Raw genomic sequence first — 1225 nt, 5'->3', positions numbered from 1 at the left:
AATAGGTTGGGAGAATCATTTAGAGATACCGACATATGCTGTCAATATAAAGAAGATATATTATATATATTCATGGCAAACACTGATAAATCAAGATTAAACATTTTAGAACATAAATTATCTACAATAATGGACACAATTAATGAAAGAACATTTATCATTAATGTTTTTTATTGGGAATTACCTCAAATTGAAATCAAAGACAATATTATTTTTTGGTTAGAATCTATTACAGGAGATATTTATGCTTCAAGATAGCTTGGTTATATTTCAATATATTTATAAGTTACTTATTAATAATGAGGAATTATGGCTATTGATTTTTCCCGCATTAATATCATTAGAACTTCCATTATATTTACTTATAATAACAGGTATTCTTCGTTGGTCCTATAGGAGAAAAGTAATTGAAATACATCAATATCCATCAGTAAGTGTAATTATAACTTGCTATGCTGAGGGGAAAAGAATTCAAACAACAATTGAAACTTTAGTAGAACAAATTTACCCAGGATATATGGAAATATTAATTATTGTAGATGGAGCAATACAAAATAAAGAAACCTACCAAACAGCTGTATACTGTAAGAAAAAATATCAAAAAATATCAAATAAAAAAATCAGTATTTTACCAAAATGGAAACGAGGAGGAAGAGTCTCAACATTAAATGCAGGATTATCTATAGCGAAAGGAGATATTATCATAAATGTTGATGGAGATACATCTTTTGATAATGATATGATTCAAAATATAATTCATGAATTTAGACACAAAGATGTGATTGCAAGCGGTGGCGCTCTTCGTGTTCGTAATCAAGAACAAAATATTTTAACGAAATTACAATCTTTAGAATATCTCTTATCAATGCAAGCAGGTAAAACTGGAATGGCAGAATGGGGAGTATTAAATAATATTTCAGGCGCTTTTGGCGCATTTAAAAAAGATATACTAAAACAAATTGGAGGATGGGATACTCACACAGCAGAAGATTTAGATTTAACAGTAAGATTAAAACAATATAAGCGACGCTACCCTCATAATAAATTAGCATATTCAACACGTGCTATTGGACATACTGATGTTCCTGACACACTAAGAGGATTAGTTAATCAAAGATTACGATGGGATGGTGATTTATTTTTCTTATATTTACGTAAACATAATAAAGGTTTAACTCCATCATTACTAGGCTGGGGGAATTTTCTCTTTATTTTAATGTATGGT

Annotated in this window: 2 protein-coding genes; both read left to right on the top strand. The window is 29.0% G+C overall.

The genetic code is table 11. The annotated features are described in order from the left end of the window. The coding region (locus tag I3255_RS14490; protein WP_238039453.1) for a hypothetical protein at nucleotides 1–258 on the top strand (258 nt) is incomplete at its 5' end. Further along, nucleotides 245–1225, top strand: a 981-nt coding sequence (locus tag I3255_RS14485) for a glycosyltransferase family 2 protein (RefSeq protein ID WP_238039451.1), incomplete at its 3' end; no start/stop codon positions are given. The genes I3255_RS14490 and I3255_RS14485, both read left to right, overlap by 14 nt.

It is taken from the genome of Psychrobacter sp. Ps6, from assembly GCF_022129235.1.
Lineage (GTDB): Bacteria > Pseudomonadota > Gammaproteobacteria > Pseudomonadales > Moraxellaceae > Psychrobacter.
Note: the sequence above shows the minus strand (reverse complement) of the source record. Positions and strands in the feature narration are given on the sequence as shown.